Consider the following 16245-nt stretch of genomic DNA (forward strand, 5'->3'; position numbering starts at 1 on the left):
GCGATTGAAAAGGATCCCTCAGGGGCTAAAGCCCACGTCTTCTGCGCGGCTTTTCGGCACGGCTGAAGCCGTGCCCTTTCAAAACAACTCTGACTGTCACTCTGCGCGGAGAGCAGTGCTAGGGTCGACGCGTGCGGCGCGGATGGCTGGGACGAGGGATGCGGCGCTGGCAATCGCAATGAGCAGAGCAACGGAAGCAATGAGCACCCAGGGATCGCGCGCCGAAGTGTTGTAAAGGAGCGTGGTGAGGGCGCGGGCGGCGAACCAGGCAACGATGAGCCCGGCGAGCGAACCATAGACGGCGATCCAGGCATTTTCCCGGAAGACGAGACTGACCACTTGCGCGGGTTGTGCGCCGAGGGCCATGCGGACGCCGATCTCGCTGGTGCGGCGCGCGGTGGAGTACGCGAGCGTTCCGTAGAGGCCGATAGCGGTGACGAGCAGTGCGCAGATGGCGAAGAAGACGGCGAGCATGGCCATCATGCGTTCGGAGGCAATGGAGCCATCGATATTCATCATCATCGGCGTGAGAACGGGAGCGGGGATTTCGGGAGCCATGTTCGCGGCAAGCTGGCGGGCGGCGGTCGCCAATGGTACAGCTGAACCGTCGACGCGGGCGACTGCGACATAGCTTGGCTTGTGATCCGTATTCTGGGTTAAAGGAACATAGGCCTCGAGGAGCATTTTCTCGCGGAGGTCTACGTAGTGAATGCCTCCAACTACACCAATGACCTGAAAGACCTTCTTCGTTTCCTTACTATCGGTCTGCGTAACGGATTGCCCTATGGCGTTCTGGCCGGGGAAGAGCTTCTGCGCGGCGGCTTCGCTGAGGATGATTTTGAGCCCCGAGGGCGAGGTGTCGCTCCACCGGAAATCGCGGCCGGCAAGGATCGGGATCTTGAGCGTGGTGAAATAGCCGCTCGAGATGCAGTTCATGTAGACGTTTTGATCGCCGTTGCTGATGCTGGAGCGCATATCTTCGGTCCAGACTGCACCGCTCATGGGTGGGAAGCTGACGTAGGCCAGGGCTTTGACTCCGGGGAGGCGAGCGAGTCCATCCAGGTATTGGCGATACCAGGCGACAAGGGCGTCCCCGTCTCGGCTTTGTTTATCTACTTGCAGACTGACATTGACGAGCCCTTCAGGTTGAAAGCCAATGTCGATTCCGTGCAAGCGTTGCAGGCTGGTGGCGAGCAGCCCCGCGCCAGTGACGAGGATGAGAGCGAGGGCAACCTGCGTGCTCATGAGCAGGCGTGGAAGGAGACGATGCTGGCGGGCGTGAACCGATTGAGTTCCGGACTTGATCTGCTCGTTGAGGCCCTTTGAGGTTGCCCGCAGTGCGGGAACGAGGCCTACGAGCAGTGTGGAGAGGATTGCGATGAGGGCGACGAATGCAAGCACGCGCATGTCGAGCGAAGTGTCGAGCATGATGAAGTCGCCCGCGTTGCCGATGAGGACGGTGGCGAGGGAGCGGCTGACGGCTGGAGCAGCGATGAGTCCGGTTGCGGTGCCGAGCACGGAGATGAGCAGGCTCTCGACAAGAAGCTGCTGGATGAGGCGCATGCGCGACGCGCCCATGGCGAGGCGCGTGGCGAGCTCTCGCTCGCGGGCGGCGGCACGGGCCATGAGAAGGCTGGCGAGGTTGATGCATGCGAGCAGCAGCATGGCACTGCAGAGAACGAAGACGACGACCAGCGGTTTGCGGAAGGTGTCGCGCATGAAGGACCAGCCGCGAGAGCCGGGTTCTGCGGCAAAGCGAAAGTGGTGCGAGCGAGCGTCCTTGATCCACTTCGCATCGGGAATGGACTCATCGAGGACGGGGTTGGAGACCGATGCAAGTGCAGCATTCGCTTTTTCGAGGGAGATGCTCGGAGCGCGACGCCCGAGCATGCGCATCCACCAGGAGTGATATCCGTCGGCCATGGCGTTGTAGGGCGCATCAATGATGGGTTCGGCCCAGGCGGGGACATAGATTTCCGGGCGATAGGTTGGGTCTGCACCCGTGAAGCTAGAGGGCAAGACTCCGACGATGGTGAAGGGCTGGTTGGCAATGGTGAGTGTCTGGCGAATCACTGCGGGATCGCGATGAAATCTGGTTTTCCAGTAGCTGTCGCTGATGACGGCTACGTTTGCCTGCCCCTCGCGATCGTCCTGGGGAGTGAGCAACCGGCCAAGCGAGGGGGGAGTCTCGAGCATCGAGAAGAATTGGCCACTGACCATCGCTCCGGGTACGCGCACGTTCGAGCCCTGGTCGCGAACCTGGAACGGGCGGGTGGAGAATCCGGCAATGGAGTCGAAGCCGTCGTGATGCTTCTCAAGGCTTCGCAGAAAAGGCGAGCTGAAGGAGTAGTTGGGGCCGTGTTCGTCATTGTTCTGCACGATGCTGATTACTGCGAGTTCGTCGGCGTGCGGGACGGGTAGGGGGCGGAGCAGGAGGCAATTGAGCAGGGAGAAGACGGCGATGTTGGCGCCGAGGCCGAGAGCCAGGGTGAGGACTGCGGTGAGCGTAAATCCGGGAGAACGGCGCAGCTGGCGCGAGGCGTAGCGGAGGTCGCGGCCGAATTGTTCGAGGCGGGGGAAGCCGCGCTCGATGCGGTAGGTTTCTCTTGTCTGGGTGACGCCGCCGAAGCTGCGGAGGGCGGCTGTGCGGGCATCGGCTGCGGACATTCCGTTGGCGATGTGCTCCTGAATCAGCAGATCGAGATGGGCGGCGATGTCGTCGTCCAGGTCGATGTCGCGATGACGGCAGCCGAGGAGTGCGGCTATGCGGCTGAGCAGGGTCCGGAGGAAGTCCATGAGCGGCTCCTTTATACGGGATGCGGGGATGCGGCGCGTTCAGTTGGAGGAGGACAGGAAGCGGGCCATTGTGGCGGCAACGCGTTCCCAGTTCTCGGTTTCTTCGGCGATCTTCTTGCGACCGATGCGGCTGAGCGAGTAGAAGCGGGCGCGGCGGTTGGTTTCGGACGTGCCCCACTCGGACTTAATCCAGCCGCGCTGTTCGAGGCGCAGTAGGGCGGGATAGATGGTGCCCTGGTTGAGTACGAGAGAGTCTCCGCTGACCTGCTCGATGCGCCGGGCGATGCCGTAGCCGTGGAGGGGGCTCATGGTTTCAAGGGTCTTGAGCACCATCAGGTCGAGTGTGCCCTGCAGAACTTCAGATTTGTTGTCGCCCATTTCTGCTCCTGTTGAGATTCAACATATAGGCGTGTCATAGGCTGAATGTCAACAGGAACGGTTGTGATTTCGTCACAAATGCATGCTGATTGCGGGGCGCGGAATGCCGTAGAATCCTCGTATGACCGACCGCATGGCCCTTTCCCTAGCCCAAGCCGATCCTGAAGTAGCAGCCGCTGTTGACCACGAAGCACTTCGCCAGCACGAAGGGCTGGAGATGATTGCCAGCGAGAACTTTGTGTCCGAAGCGGTGCTGGAGGCGGCCGGTTCGGTGTTTACGAACAAGTACGCCGAGGGGTATCCGGGGCGGCGGTACTACGGCGGTTGCGAGTACACCGACGTGGTGGAGAACCTGGCGCGGGACCGGGCGAAGCAGATTTTCGGAGCGGAGTTTGCAAATGTGCAGCCGCACTCGGGATCGCAAGCCAATGCGGGCGCGTACATGGCGGTGCTGCAGCCGGGGGATACGATTCTGGGCCTGGACCTGGCGCATGGCGGTCACCTGACGCACGGGCACAAGCTGAGCTTCAGCGGGAAGCTGTACCGGACGACGTTCTACACGGTTCGGCGCGATACGGAAGTGATTGATCACGATGAGCTCGAGGCGATTGCGGCGCGGGAGAAGCCGAAGGCGATTATCGGCGGGGCGAGCGCGTATCCGCGGCTGTGGGATTTTGCAAGGATGCGGCAGATCGCGGACAAGGTTGGGGCGGTTTACATCTTCGATATGGCGCACATCGCGGGGCTGGTGGCGGGCGGTTCGCATCCCTCACCGATTCCGCACGCGCACATTACGACGACTACGACGCACAAGACGCTGCGCGGGCCGCGCGCGGGCATGATTCTCGCCGGGAAGAACTACCAGGTGGGCGAGAAGGCGGAGCAGACGATCGGCAAGGCGATCGACATGGCGGTGTTCCCTGGGCAGCAGGGCGGTCCGCTGGTGCATGTGATTGCGGCGAAGGCGGTGGCGTTTGGCGAGGTGCTGCGGCCGGAGTTCAAGAGCTATGCGGCGCAGATTGTGTCGAATGCGAAGGCTCTGGCGGAGTCGCTGCAGGAGGCGGGTTATCGGCTGGTGTCGGGCGGGACGGACAATCACCTGATGCTGGTGGACGTTTTCCAGAAGGGCATCTTGGGGTCGGAAGCCGAGGCGGCGCTGGGCAAGGCTGGGATCACGGTGAATAAGAACGCAATTCCGTACGATACGAATCCGCCGCTGAAGCCGTCGGGAATTCGAATCGGCACGCCGGCGTTGACGACGCGCGGCATGAGGGAAGCGGAGATGCGGGTGATCGGGCAGTGGATTGCCGAGGCGCTGGAGAAGCGCAACGACGATGCGGCCCTGGACCGGATTCGCGGCGAGGTTGCGGAGATGGCGACCCGGTTCCCGCTGTATGCGTGGCGGCGAGCTGCAGCCGCGGTCGTTGCCTAAGTTCAACTTAGAGATGCTTGCTGGAGTTCGTGACTTCGTGACAATGGCCGACAGGCCTTAAGTAATGCATCGGGATTTCTGAAGGTGGGCTAGAGTGGGTGCACTTCGGCTCGCCGCCTTCAGGTTCTCTGTGTCTGCGGGTTTCTCCTGAGGGCATTCAGGAGGAACCATGCGCATCGCACCCCTTGCAGTTGCGGGCATCCTCGCTTTCAGTCTTCCAGCTTTCGCGGAACACGATGATCATACGGATCGCGTGGATCGCGAGTATTCGCGCACGGCTCCGGTCAGGGGCCGCGGGAGTATCACGGCCATCCGCATCAGTACTATGAGGGCTGGGATTTTCAGGATCATCACGGGCATCCTTACTATCCGCATGTGGACGGAGGGCACTGGGTCGGGCACGACACGGGGCGCAACGACGAGCACTATCGGATGGAGAACGCGTGGGAGCACGGGCGCTGGGAGGGCGGATACGGACGCGAGCATGTCTGGCGGCTGGATGGCGGGTCGGCTGTGCGGTTCACCTTCAGCGGGTGGAACTGGAACGTAGCGCCATATGATGCGGGTTACTGCGGCGACTGGGACTGGAACGCGGATAGTGTTTCGGTCTATGCGGACCCGGACCACGAGGGCTGGTATCTGGCGTATAACCTGCGCCTCGGGACTTATGTGCATGTGATGTATCTGGGGAGATAGATCGGCGTAGTTAAGAATGAGGAACGGGCGGCCGTGTGGGCCGCCTTTTCTTTTTGTTGCAGGCGAGCGAGAGCTGGTTAGATGGTTCAGGGAGTAGTGAGTAGGGGGAGTGATGCGCTGCTTGAAAATGTTTGTGGCGGTTATCTTGTCTGCAGGCGGGATCGTGGTAGCGCAGGAGCATGGCGGTTCGGTTTTGCCGCCGCCGGCGCGCGGACCGGCGCCTTACCGAGCACCCAGGACTACTCCCGCTCACAAGACGGGCAGTATGCGACAGCAGAAGGTGCAGGAGCGCACTTATGCGGACCAGAAGGGGCATCCCAATGCGCCGCATGTGGATCGTGGAAATAAGTGGGTGGGACACGACACGGGGCGCGATGACGACCGGTATCGCGTGCAGCATCCGTGGGAGCACGGCCGTTTCAGCGGCGGATTTGGGCCCGCGCACCGATGGGAGCTGACGGGCGGAGGGCCGACGCGGTTTCGATTCAACAACTGGTACTGGAGCGTCGCGCCGGCGGACTTCGCGTTCTGCAGCGACTGGGACTGGGATGCGGATGAAGTTGTCATTTATCCGGATCCGGATCATGACGGCTGGTATTTGGCTTACAACGTCCGACTTGGGACGTATGTGCATGTGATGTTCATGGGGCCGCTGTAGGGGTTGCCGTGCGCACGGAAGCTTCAGCCACTGGAGTGAATTGTGAGGGTGTGCAGGTTCAGCGGGCGTTGTTGTGTCGTCATCAGATCGCTGCAGAGTTGTGCGTAGATCGCATGTACATGTTGTGGCGTGTAGCGATAAGATGGGCCGTTTGCAGAGAGCGCCTCTGCCTTAGTGGCGGCTGTGGCTCTCCAGTATCTCGATAAAGGATGTATTCATGGCTTGGCGCTTTTTGAAGTTTTGTGCGACTGCGAGTTTTGTCGCGACACTGCTGACTGGCTCATTTGCTCGTGGGGCGTCAGGAACGGCCACTGCTGCGCCGATTGTGCTGACGGGTGCGGATAGAAGGCCGGCGATGTCGCTGGATGGTGACTGGGCAACGATTGTTGATCCTTACTTCTCGGGGTTGTTCAGCTTTCATCATGAGGAGAAGAAGAACGGCTGGTTCAGGAACTATAAGGCCAAGCCGGATGATCCTTTCCCGACGGAGTACGACTTTGGGAAGGCTGCGAAGTTGACGGTTCCGGGAGACTGGAATACGCAGCGTGAATCGCTGATGTACTACGAGGGGCCGGTCTGGTACGAGAAGGACTTCTCTTATGACCCGAAGCCAAAGACGCACATCTTTCTGCACGTGGGTGCGGCGAATTACAAGTCGTGGTTCTGGGTGAACGGAGAGAAGGTCTGCGAGCACGAGGGCGGTTTTACTTCGTTTAATTGCGAAGTTACGCAGGCACTGCACGCGGGGGGCAACTTCGTTGTGGCTGCGGCGGACAACACGCGGCATGAAGACAATGTGCCGACGCTGGAGACGGACTGGTGGAATTACGGGGGACTCACGCGGGATGTTTCGCTGATCGAGGTTCCGGAGAGATTTATCGATCAATATGATCTGCACCTCAGCCGGGATGAGGACGGCGTGATTGAGGGTTGGGTGCATGTAGTTGGCGCTGCACAGGGAACGAGCGTTGAGGTTCAGATTCCTGAGCTGCATGCACGTGCTTCGGCTGAGATTGGCGCTGAAGGGCGCACGGCTTTGCATTTCAGTGTGAAGGGGCTTGAGCGCTGGTCGCCTGAGACGCCGAAGCTCTACAAGATTGTGCTTCGCGCGGGGGAGGACTCTGTTGACGAGCTGATCGGGTTTCGTACGATCGAAGTTCACGGCACTGACATTCTGCTGAATGCGAAGCCGGTGTTTCTGCGGGGAGTCTGCATACACGCGGAGGCGCCTTATCGCACGGGCCGGGCTTACTCCAACAAGGACGCGGAGACGCTGCTTGGCTGGGTGAAGGAGCTTGGCGGGAATTTTGCGCGGCTCGCGCACTACCCACACGCCGAGACGATGCTGCGGGCTGCGGATCGCATGGGCGTGATGTTGTGGTCAGAAAATCCGGTGTACTGGGCAGTGCAGTTCGATAATCCGAAAGTGCTTGCGAAGGCAGAGCAGCAACTGGATGAGGAGATCAATACTTCGCGCAATCACGCGGCCATCATTCTGTGGTCAATGGCGAATGAAACGCCGAATACGCCGGCGCGTACGCAGTTTATCTCGACCCTGGCATCGCGGGCGCGCAGCCTGGATTCGACGCGTTTGATTACGGCTGCTCTGCTGGTGCGCGGACAGGGGAACACCAAGATTGTGGATGATCCGCTGGGGAACGTGCTCGATGTTATCGGCACGAATGAGTATATCGGTTGGTATGAGGGGCGCCCTGATAAGGCGGACACGACGCAATGGCAGATCGCCTATGAGAAGCCGCTGATCATGAGCGAGTTTGGCGGTGAGGCGAAGGCGGGTTTGCACGGCAGCGACAAGGAACGATGGACAGAGGAATACCAGGCAGATATCTATCGTCATCAGCTGCCAATGCTGAACAGGATTGCGCAACTGCGCGGGATGAGCCCGTGGATACTTATGGATTTTCGCTCGCCGAACAGGCCGCTTGCGGGTATTCAGGACGAGTTCAATCGCAAGGGACTTATTTCGGAACAAGGCAAGAAGAAGCAGGCATTCTATGTGTTGCAGAAGGCATACAAGGAGAGGACAGTCGGTAACCCCAAGTAAGTAACCTCACACTTGCGTGTATGTAAGTACCGAGTTTCTTGTATGTTCGACAGCACGATTCATTTATGCTTTGAGTATGTCGATGGAATCCATCCTTGCCGAAATTGACGCGGAGATCGCAAGACTCACTCAGGTGCGTTCTTTGCTTGCAGGTTCACGATCGATTAGTTCGTCGAGTGCCGCCAACAAATCAACCAAGGGGCCAATCAAGAGAAGAAAGAAGCGCATACTGAGCCCGGAGGCACGCAAGCGGATCGCCGAGGCACAGCGGAAGCGCTGGGCTGCGCAGAAAGCGAAGTCGAAGTAAGAGAATACCTACGGCCGATCGAACTTAAAATCATCTCCCCCTCATCAGCTGTAAAGGCTCCGAGCTTTTGTTGATCTCATGCGGCACGGGTGAAGTAGTGCCGCTGAGACAGACTGTTCTTGAAACACGCTTGAGACGTTTGTCCGAAAGCTTCGCGCATGCTCCTCGCCACGCTCGGCGTGCTCACCATTCTCGCACTGATGTCCGCGATCCTCAGCAAGAGGATCTCGCCGATCGTCGCGCTCGTTGTCATTCCGGTTGTCGCCGCTTTGATTGGCGGCTTCGGGTTGCGCACCGGGAAGTTCATGATCGCGGGCATCGAGAGCATCTCCGGCGTAATTGGGATGTTCGTCTTTGCGATTCTGTTCTTTGGCACGATGACAGACGCGGGGATGCTGAAGCCGTTCATCGCGTGGCTGCTTCGCGTTATCGGGCGAAAGCCATCGCGCATCGTTCCGGGGACCGCGCTGCTCGCCCTGCTTGTTCACCTGGACGGATCGGGCGCAGTTACTTTCCTGGTCACGATTCCAGCGGTTCTTCCCCTGTATGACGAGCTTGGCATCGATCGCCGCATCCTTGCTTGCGTGGCTTCGATGGCAGCCGGGGTGAACTTTCTTCCCTGGACAGGGCCAACGCTGCGCGCCTCCGCGGCGCTGCATCTCTCTCCGTCAGCGCTCTTCACACCGCTGATTGCCGTGCAGATCGTGGGCCTGATTTTTGTATTTGCAACATCATGGTTGCTTGGCCGACGTGAAGAACGGCGGTTGGAAGCTCGGGCGATGATACCTAATATCGTTTCGGCTGAATCGAGATTGACGCGGGAGGTTGAGCGCCCGCCCTTCTTTCTGCTGAACGTGCTGATTACGCTTGTTGTGCTCGGGACGATGATCAGCGGCAAGATCGATCCGGCGATTGCTTTCATGCTCGGCACCGTTATCGCTCTCACGGTAAACTTTCCAAGCCTGAAGGCGCAGCAGGAGCGCATTGCGGCACATGCGCCGGCGGCCATCCTGATGGCGAGCATTTTGTTCGCCGCAGGCTCGTTTACCGGGATCATGAAAGGCACCGGGATGGTCACAGCGATGGCATCCGTAGTGGTCAATCACATCCCGCAGCACGGGCTGCGTCTGATTCCTCTCGCGCTCGCCTGCACCTCAATGCCGCTGAGCCTTTTCTTCGATCCCGACTCGTTCTATTTCGGGGTCCTGCCTGTGCTCGCGAACGCGGCCGCATCGGCGGGGCTGCCCACCGTCACGGTCGCGCACGCGGCACTGCTCGGACTGCACACCACCGGATTCCCTGTCAGCCCGCTCACCCCTGCCACGTACCTCGTCGTCGGGCTTTCGGACGTCACCCTGGCGCAGCACCAGCGCTTCACGATTCCCTTCCTCTTCGCTGCATCACTGTTGATGACCATCACAGCTGTTCTCCTGCGCATCCTTCCGCTGTAATCTACTCAGCAGCGATGAACACTCTTCGAATCGGATGCGGAGCCGGGTACTCGGGCGACCGAATCGATCCAGCAGTCGAGCTGGCCGAAAAGGGAGATATCGCCTATCTCGTGTTTGAGTGCCTCGCCGAGCGCACGATTGCGATCGCGCAGAAAGCCCGGCTCACAGATCCCGTGGCCGGTTACGATCCGTTGCTCGAAGAGCGGATGCGCGCCGTCCTACCGATTTGTGCTCAGAAGCATATCCGCATCATCAGCAATATGGGTGCGGCGAATCCGCCGGCAGCGGCGGAAAAGACGCGCGACATCGCGCAACAGCTCGGGCATCGTGGTCTGCGGATCGCCGCAGTCACCGGCGACGACGTGCTGGAGACTCTTCGAGCCGGTATCGATGAGGTGGACAGCCTCGAGGGCCCGCTACCGCCGGCTGAAACATGGCTCTCCGCGAACGCCTATCTCGGCGTTGCTCCTATCATCGAGGCGCTGCGGAGCGACGCCGATATCATTCTGACGGGCCGCGTTGCCGATCCCGCGCTCTTTCTCGCTCCACTGGTGCACGAGTTCCGATGGAGCCTCGAGGACTGGGAACTTCTGGGTAAGGGCACGGCTGTCGGACATCTTCTCGAGTGTGCCGGGCAGCTCACGGGAGGCTACTTCGGCGACCCGGGCGTGAAGGACGTGCCCGACCTTGATCGCCTTGGGTTCCCCATCGCCGAAGTCAGCGAGGATGGGTCGGCAGTGCTCACGAAAATCGACGGCTCGGGTGGTGTGATCAACGCTGCCACCTGTACCGAACAACTGCTTTACGAGATTCAGGATCCGGCCGCGTACTACACGCCTGACGTGGTGGCTGATTTCTCCGGGGTTGCTTTTAGTGAACTAGGCCGCGATCGCGTGAGCGTCTCGGGGGCGGCGGGGCGCATGCGGCCATCGACGCTGAAAGTCTCGATCGGCTACCGCGACGGCTACATTGGCGAGGGCCAGATCTCGTACGCCGGGCCGAACGCCCTTGCCCGCGCCGAACTGGCACGCGACATTCTGGCGAAGCGCCTGGCGGGACTTGAGATCTCTGAACTTCGGTTTGACTTTATCGGCCTGAATTCGATTCATGGAACGCAACTCTCCCGCAACGCGGCGGTTCCGCATGAGGTGCGGCTGCGCGCGGCAGGCCGTGCAAGCTCGCTTGCAGCCGCCGCGTGGATAACACGCGAGGTCGAGGCCCTCTACACAAACGGCCCTGCCGGCGGCGGCGGCGCATCGGGATCGGCTCGGGAAGTGATCGCGATCGCTTCGGCTCTCATCCCGCGCGACGCCGTTTCACACCGCGTCCAGATTCTGGAGTCCTGACCATGCTTCTCCACCAGCTTGCGCACTCCCGCACGGGCGACAAAGGAAACCTCGTTACCATCTCGCTGATCGCTTATCGCAAAGAGGATTTCGCGCTGATTGAGGAGAAGGTCACGGTGGAGCGCGTGGCTGGGCATTTTTCGGAGCTCATCGAAGGTCCCGTCCAGCGCTACAGCCTGCCACAACTGGGTGCGCTGAACTTCGTCCTGCGACGGCCGGTTTCGAACAGCGTTACCCGCTCCCTTGCTCTCGATGCGCACGGCAAGTGCCTCGGATCAGCACTGCTGGCGATGGAGATCTAGTTCGGGTTCTGATCTGCTCAGGCAATCGCCGCCTATGAAAAGCACGCGGACCGAGAGTTTCGCGAGCTTGGTTTACCGCGATTGCGCCGCCGCGCTTACAATGTCTTCGCGTCGTAGCACAAGGAGAAAAAGGTGCGGAAACTTTCGAGAAGATCATTTGTGAAACAGGCGGGCATGTGTGTAGCGCTGGGGGAACTTCTGCTGTCGGGAGAGAAGTCGGCCTTTGCGGATCCACTCGGGCTTCCCATTGGGTGCCAAACGTGGCCGGTGCGGAGCATGATCGAGAAGGACTTTCCGGGTACGCTGAAGCAACTGGCTGCTGCGGGGTTCAAGAGCATCGAGATGTGCTCGCCCGTAGGGTACGCGGACTCAGGTTTCGGGGGGCTGAAGAAGTACAGCGGAAAAGAGCTGCGATCGATCATTCAGGATGCGGGGCTGACGTGCGTGAGCAGTCATTTCTCGCTCGATGAATTGCGCAAGGATCAGGACGGGCGCATTGCGTGGGCGAAAGATGTGGGTATGACGCAGATGCTCGTTGCCAGCCTGGGCGGTCCGAAGAGTCCCACGACGGATGATGTGAAGCGCGCCGCGGCGGAGTACGAGAAGATTGGTGAGCGCGCCGCGGCCGCAGGAATTGTGCAGGGGCTTCACAATGAGGATTTCGAGTGCACAACGGTGGATGGACAGCGGACGTACGACCTCTTGTTCAAGCTTCTCGATCCGAAGGCTGTGAAGTTCCAGTTTCAGGTATCGACCATCGCGGAGGGTTTTGACGCGGCGGAGTATTTCACGAAGTATCCCGGCCGATTCATCTCCATGCACGTGCAGGGATGGTCAGCGAAGTCGCGCTCGATTGTGCCGGTGGGCCAGGGCACGCTCGACTGGAAAAAGATCTTTGCCGCGGCGAAGACCGGAGGTATCAAGAACTACTTCGTTGAGATGGAACTGCCCTTGATGAAAGCAAGCGTGCCGTATCTGCACCAGCTTCAGGTGTGAGTGAAGAGGCATGAGCTCGGCCGTTGCCGCACGCAGCAACGGCAAGTGCCTTGAATGTGGTTCCCATGAGAAAGGGTTACGAATAGCATGAATCGCCGCGAGTTTCTTGAGACCGCTTCCGCATCCGCTTGTTTCACCATTCTTCCAAGGCACGTAGTGGCCGGAAGCGGAGCGATCGCTCCGAGCGACAAGATCACGCTTGCGCATATCGGCACGGGCACGCAGGGACTTCGGGAGATGCCAAGGCTGATGGGGAACCCGGAGATCCAGGTTGTTGCCGTCTGCGACCCTTCGAAAAACGCGATCGGGTATCGGGACTGGGGGAAGGACGACCTTCTGAATCAGCTGCGGACGGTTCTCGATAAGCCCGAGTGGAGGTCCGGGACTGAAGGCACCGTGCCGGGAGGCCGCGACGCCGCGAAAGATTTTGTGGATACCTACTATGCGAACGAGAAAGCTGCCGGCGGGAGGAATGGCTGCTCGTCGTATGCCGATTTCCGTGAGCTTCTGGAGAAAGAAAAGGATGTAGATGCCGTCAAGATAATGACTCCGGATCATCTTCACGGTGTGATCAGCATTGCGTGCATGAAGAGGGGCAAACACGTCATTATGCACAAGCCCATCGCCAATCGATTGCACGAGGCAAAAATGGTGATCGATACCGCGCGTCAGAAGAAGGTCGCGACGCACTTCATGCCGTGGGAGTCCAATGGATCGATGGATCAGGTGATGGCGTGGATCAACGGCGGCGCGATCGGCACTCTCCGCGAAATTCATAACTGGTCGAATCGCCCCGTCTGGCCGCAGTACACGACGGTGCCCAGCGCGGCGCCAGTTCCGGATGGCTTCGACTGGGATTTGTGGCTTGGTCCCGAGGCTGAGCGCCCCTACTCGCCCGACTACACGCACATGGTCTTCCGCGGGTGGTATGACTTCGGCGGCGGCTCGATGGCGGATATGGGTCATTACAGCCTGTGGACTGTGTTCAACGCCCTCGATCTGAAATCGCCGACGAGCATCGAACCTGCGTTTACTCATGTATGCGGATTCAAAGACGGGATCGCCTACCAGGTACAGAACGACTACTCTTTTCCGACGGCTTCAGCCGTTCGCTTCAAGTACCCGGCGTGCGGGGGGCGGCCGGCCGTGGATCTTGTGTGGTACGACGGCGGGATGCGGCCTCCGACGCCGGAAGAGCTTGAGAAGACGAATGAGGAGCTTCCGGTCGAGGGCATGATGTTCGTCGGCAGCAAGGGGAAGATCCTCTCAGGGTTTCAGCTGGAGGATCCGCATCTGATCGGCCAGGGAGAGATGCCCAAAGATGCGGCTGGGCCAGCTCATGGGCGCGGGCAGCAGGTAGCGCCGAGCATGCGACAGTGGATTGCGGCGGTGCGCGGTGGAGCGGAGCAGCCTGCTTCGAGCTTTCTGAACGCGTGGCCCATCTCAGAGGCAGTGAACCTGTATGCTGTGTCGCTGCGGACGGGCAAGAAGCTGCTGTATGACGCCCAGTCTCAGAAGATCACCAATGTGCCGGAGGCGAACAAGTATCTGGCGCGGGAGTACCGGAAGGGCTGGGATCCGCAAGCACTCTAGCGATACTCTGCTCTCATGGCCTTCGGTATGTCGGCAGATCATGGGTCTTTCCCCCGCCGCATCGTCTGTCTCTCCGATGAGGCTGCCGAGCTTATTTACCTTCTTGGCGAAGAGGATCGAATTGTAGGAGTTTCAGGGTTCTCAACGCGACCGCCCGAGGTGCGCAGCAAGCCGCGCGTCTCTACTTTCAAGGATGCAAACTTCGACGCGATCGCCCAACTCGAGCCCGACCTTCTGATCACCTACTCCGACGTGCAGGCCGAGATTTCCCGCGAAGCCTCCCTCAGAGGCCTCGCGGTGCTCAACTGCAATCAGCGGAGCCTTGCCGAGATCTTCGACACGGTTGCGATGCTCGCCCGCATTTTAGGAAAAGCGGACGACGGAGGCCGGTTTATTGCAGAGTGGCGATTGGGCTTGGAGGAGATTGCATCGAAGGCGGCGCGGTTCACGCGGCGTCTCCGTGTCTATTTCGAAGAATGGAACGAGCCGCTGATCAGCGGCATCCAGTGGGTAGAGGAGCTTGTGGAGATTGCCGGCGGCGAGCCGATTTTCCCTGAGCTTCGAACGCGGCGCAAAGCGGAGGACCGGGTGGTGTCGTGGGAGCAGGTTGTCGAACGGAACCCGGACATCATCCTTGCATCATGGTGTGGGATGAAGGTGAATCACGACGAGATCAGGGCGCGGCCCGGGGCCGACAAGGTCAGCGCCGTCCGTAGCGGACAGATCCATGAGATTCCCTCATCGATTATTCTTCAGCCCGGACCCGCGGCGCTGACGGAAGGCGTGCGCCTGATTCATCGGATCCTCTCGGAAACTGTCAGCCCGGATCGGAGATAAGAGCAGCGCTGACTATGCATCCTGGATGCTTAGGGTCTGCGGATCGCGGACGCGCTGCATGAGAAGCGCCGCAATCATGAGGAACACGCCGCCGGCGATGATGGCGTAGATGCGGTTGTTGCCGAGCAGATGGATCATGATCCACCCGAAGAAGAGCGAGGCCAGAATTTCCGGCGTCACGATGAAGAAGTTGAAGATGCCCATGTAGACGCCGGTGCGCTCGGGCGGGATGGAGGCCGCCAGCACGGCATAGGGCATGGACAGCGTGCTCGCCCATGCGATGCCGACGCCCACCATCGTCAGAAGCAGGAGCCACTTGTCGTGGATCACGACAACGGACATGAGGCCCAGCGCTCCTGTGAGCAGGCATAGAGAGTGGGTATGCTTGCGCCCCAGCTTGCGCGCGAGGCCCGGCAGAGCGAACGAAAAGAGGAAACATACGGCAGAGTACACGGCGAAGCAGTTCCCGCCCCACTCGACGCCCGCCTGATACAGGGGCGATTTCGTGTCGTTTGCGCCGAAGACGTTGTGCGCCACGGCAACGGGAAAGTAGAGCCACATGCAGAAGAGGCCGAGCCAGGTGCAGAACTGGACGGGACCGAGGCGCCGCATTGTTGGTGGCATCTCGCGAATCGCGGCGAGGATTTCGCGCACGTTCGCGGAGAGGCCTGTCTTTTGCGCTTTTGCGCTGCGAAACGCCTCCATGTCCGGCGGCGGGTATTCTTTCGTGGTCAACACCGTCCATAAAACCGCGCCCATGAACGCCACGGCGCCAAGGTAAAAGGAGATCCGCACCACGGTCGGTACCGCGCGGGTGTCGCCCAGCTTTTGATGCACATGAAAAAAGGTGGAAAGAATGTACGGCAGCGCCGACGAAAAAGATGCTCCCAGCCCAATGAAAAGACTCTGCATCGCGAACCCCGATGTGCGTTGCCCCTCAGGGAGAAGGTCGGCGACAAACGCGCGAAAGGGCTCCATGCTCACGTTGATCGACGCGTCCAGAATCCAGAGCATTCCCGCAGCCATCCAAAGCGCCGAAGCGTTCGGCATCAGGATCAGCATCAGCGAACTCAGAATCGCGCCCGTCAGAAAGTACGGCCGCCTTCTCCCCAGCCGTCCCCACGTGTGATCGCTCGCATGCCCAATCAGAGGCTGCACAATCATTCCGGTCAATGGAGCTGCGAGCCAGAAGATCGGAATCTGACTGGCGCGCGCGCCGAGATACTCGTAGATGGCGCTCATGTTGGCCATCTGCAGTCCCCAGCCGAACTGGATGCCGAGGAAGCCGAAACTCATGTTCCAGATCTGCCAGAAGCTGCGCTCCGGCTTGCGGATGTACGTCACGGTCTTTGTTGCGGAGGCGGCTGTTTGCGGTGTGCTCATCGTTT

At 60.1% G+C, this 16245-nt stretch carries 14 protein-coding genes; 11 read left to right on the top strand and 3 right to left on the bottom strand.

Features of this window, described 5'->3' with window-relative positions:
• Nucleotides 1-96: 96 nt before the first annotated feature.
• The gene (locus tag DHV10_RS08145) at nt 97-2796 is read right to left on the bottom strand and encodes an ABC transporter permease (protein ID WP_109485867.1); all 2700 of its coding nucleotides are present in this window, start codon (nt 2794-2796) and stop codon (nt 97-99) included.
• Nucleotides 2797-2835: 39 nt separating this feature from the next.
• A complete protein-coding gene (locus DHV10_RS08150; RefSeq protein WP_109485868.1) occupies nt 2836-3174 on the bottom strand; it encodes a PadR family transcriptional regulator in 339 nt (112 codons plus the stop codon).
• 121 nt (nt 3175-3295) lie between these two features.
• Between DHV10_RS08150 and glyA the strand changes: the two genes are divergently transcribed.
• The 11 genes from glyA to DHV10_RS08205 all read left to right on the top strand — a co-directional run bounded on the left by glyA (nt 3296) and on the right by DHV10_RS08205 (nt 14857).
• The gene (glyA, locus tag DHV10_RS08155) at nt 3296-4606 is read left to right on the top strand and encodes a serine hydroxymethyltransferase (RefSeq protein WP_109485869.1); all 1311 of its coding nucleotides are present in this window, start codon (nt 3296-3298) and stop codon (nt 4604-4606) included.
• Nucleotides 4607-5038: 432 nt separating this feature from the next.
• Entirely contained in the window at nt 5039-5302 is a 264-nt protein-coding gene (locus DHV10_RS08160; protein WP_162601321.1) for a hypothetical protein, read from the top strand.
• Between the two features lie 112 nt (nt 5303-5414).
• Nucleotides 5415-5960: a hypothetical protein gene (locus DHV10_RS08165; protein ID WP_162601322.1), complete on the top strand. Its 546-nt coding sequence runs from the start codon at nt 5415-5417 to the stop codon at nt 5958-5960.
• 217 nt (nt 5961-6177) lie between these two features.
• Entirely contained in the window at nt 6178-8025 is a 1848-nt protein-coding gene (locus DHV10_RS08170; protein WP_109485872.1) for a glycoside hydrolase family 2 protein, read from the top strand.
• Nucleotides 8026-8107: 82 nt separating this feature from the next.
• Nucleotides 8108-8332, top strand: coding sequence for a hypothetical protein (locus tag DHV10_RS08175; RefSeq protein ID WP_239461387.1), 225 nt, complete (start codon nt 8108-8110; stop codon nt 8330-8332).
• Between the two features lie 158 nt (nt 8333-8490).
• Complete coding sequence (locus DHV10_RS08180) at nt 8491-9783, top strand: CitMHS family transporter (RefSeq protein WP_109485874.1); 1293 nt, start codon at nt 8491-8493, stop codon at nt 9781-9783.
• 14 nt (nt 9784-9797) lie between these two features.
• Nucleotides 9798-11129: an acyclic terpene utilization AtuA family protein gene (locus tag DHV10_RS08185; RefSeq protein WP_109485875.1), complete on the top strand. Its 1332-nt coding sequence runs from the start codon at nt 9798-9800 to the stop codon at nt 11127-11129.
• A 2-nt stretch (nt 11130-11131) separates the two neighbouring features.
• Complete coding sequence (locus DHV10_RS08190) at nt 11132-11431, top strand: AtuA-related protein (protein ID WP_109485876.1); 300 nt, start codon at nt 11132-11134, stop codon at nt 11429-11431.
• A gap of 132 nt (nt 11432-11563) precedes the next feature.
• Nucleotides 11564-12427 carry a sugar phosphate isomerase/epimerase family protein gene (locus DHV10_RS08195; RefSeq protein WP_239461389.1) on the top strand — a complete coding sequence of 288 codons (864 nt, stop codon included), beginning with the start codon at nt 11564-11566 and terminating at the stop codon, nt 12425-12427.
• A gap of 87 nt (nt 12428-12514) precedes the next feature.
• Nucleotides 12515-14020 carry a Gfo/Idh/MocA family protein gene (locus tag DHV10_RS08200; protein ID WP_109485877.1) on the top strand — a complete coding sequence of 502 codons (1506 nt, stop codon included), beginning with the start codon at nt 12515-12517 and terminating at the stop codon, nt 14018-14020.
• 15 nt (nt 14021-14035) lie between these two features.
• Nucleotides 14036-14857: a cobalamin-binding protein gene (locus DHV10_RS08205; RefSeq protein ID WP_204101368.1), complete on the top strand. Its 822-nt coding sequence runs from the start codon at nt 14036-14038 to the stop codon at nt 14855-14857.
• 12 nt (nt 14858-14869) lie between these two features.
• Here DHV10_RS08205 and DHV10_RS08210 read toward each other — a convergent pair whose 3' ends face one another.
• On the bottom strand, nt 14870-16240 hold the full coding sequence (locus DHV10_RS08210) for an MFS transporter (protein ID WP_109485879.1): 1371 nt from the start codon (nt 16238-16240) through the stop codon (nt 14870-14872).
• Nucleotides 16241-16245 lie beyond the last annotated feature (5 nt).

It is taken from the genome of Occallatibacter savannae (genome assembly GCF_003131205.1).
GTDB classification, from domain to species: domain Bacteria; phylum Acidobacteriota; class Terriglobia; order Terriglobales; family Acidobacteriaceae; genus Telmatobacter; species Telmatobacter savannae.

What these genes read in the sequence shown, in the direction of transcription:
- DHV10_RS08145 (WP_109485867.1), bottom strand. Translation starts at nt 2,796, where the DNA reads ATGGACTTCCTCCGGACCCTGCTCAGCCGCATAGCCGCACTCCTCGGC.
- DHV10_RS08150 (WP_109485868.1), bottom strand. Translation starts at nt 3,174, where the DNA reads ATGGGCGACAACAAATCTGAAGTTCTGCAGGGCACACTCGACCTGATG.
- glyA (WP_109485869.1), top strand. Translation starts at nt 3,296, where the DNA reads ATGACCGACCGCATGGCCCTTTCCCTAGCCCAAGCCGATCCTGAAGTA.
- DHV10_RS08160 (WP_162601321.1), top strand. Translation starts at nt 5,039, where the DNA reads ATGGAGAACGCGTGGGAGCACGGGCGCTGGGAGGGCGGATACGGACGC.
- DHV10_RS08165 (WP_162601322.1), top strand. Translation starts at nt 5,415, where the DNA reads ATGCGCTGCTTGAAAATGTTTGTGGCGGTTATCTTGTCTGCAGGCGGG.
- DHV10_RS08170 (WP_109485872.1), top strand. Translation starts at nt 6,178, where the DNA reads ATGGCTTGGCGCTTTTTGAAGTTTTGTGCGACTGCGAGTTTTGTCGCG.
- DHV10_RS08175 (WP_239461387.1), top strand. Translation starts at nt 8,108, where the DNA reads ATGGAATCCATCCTTGCCGAAATTGACGCGGAGATCGCAAGACTCACT.
- DHV10_RS08180 (WP_109485874.1), top strand. Translation starts at nt 8,491, where the DNA reads ATGCTCCTCGCCACGCTCGGCGTGCTCACCATTCTCGCACTGATGTCC.
- DHV10_RS08185 (WP_109485875.1), top strand. Translation starts at nt 9,798, where the DNA reads ATGAACACTCTTCGAATCGGATGCGGAGCCGGGTACTCGGGCGACCGA.
- DHV10_RS08190 (WP_109485876.1), top strand. Translation starts at nt 11,132, where the DNA reads ATGCTTCTCCACCAGCTTGCGCACTCCCGCACGGGCGACAAAGGAAAC.
- DHV10_RS08200 (WP_109485877.1), top strand. Translation starts at nt 12,515, where the DNA reads ATGAATCGCCGCGAGTTTCTTGAGACCGCTTCCGCATCCGCTTGTTTC.
- DHV10_RS08205 (WP_204101368.1), top strand. Translation starts at nt 14,036, where the DNA reads ATGGCCTTCGGTATGTCGGCAGATCATGGGTCTTTCCCCCGCCGCATC.
- DHV10_RS08210 (WP_109485879.1), bottom strand. Translation starts at nt 16,240, where the DNA reads ATGAGCACACCGCAAACAGCCGCCTCCGCAACAAAGACCGTGACGTAC.